The organism is Micromonospora globosa, assembly GCF_000717585.1.
Taxonomy (GTDB): domain Bacteria; phylum Actinomycetota; class Actinomycetes; order Mycobacteriales; family Micromonosporaceae; genus Micromonospora; species Micromonospora aurantiaca.
This window is the reverse complement of sequence record NZ_JNZR01000113.1, coordinates 1-215: the sequence shown is the minus strand read 5'-3', so window position 1 is coordinate 215 and position 215 is coordinate 1. Positions and strand designations below refer to the sequence as shown.

The following is a 215-nucleotide window of genomic DNA, read 5'->3' as shown; positions in this document are numbered from 1 at the left end:
GGGCCTGTTCGCAATCGAGGTGGCGTTGTGGGAGTTGCTCGCGTCGTGGGGTGTGCGGGCCGACTACCTGGCCGGTCACTCGATCGGTGAGGTGACGGCCGCGTACGTGTCCGGGGTGTTGTCGTTGGCGGATGCGTGCACGTTGGTGGCGGCGCGGGGTCGGTTGATGCAGGCCCTGCCCAGCGGTGGGGTGATGGCGGCGGTGGGCGCGTCGG

Annotated in this window: 1 protein-coding gene; it reads left to right on the top strand. The window is 70.7% G+C overall.

The features are described 5' to 3' along the window. A partial coding sequence (locus IF06_RS32740; protein ID WP_036312213.1) for an acyltransferase domain-containing protein occupies window positions 1-215 on the top strand: 215 nt, incomplete at both ends.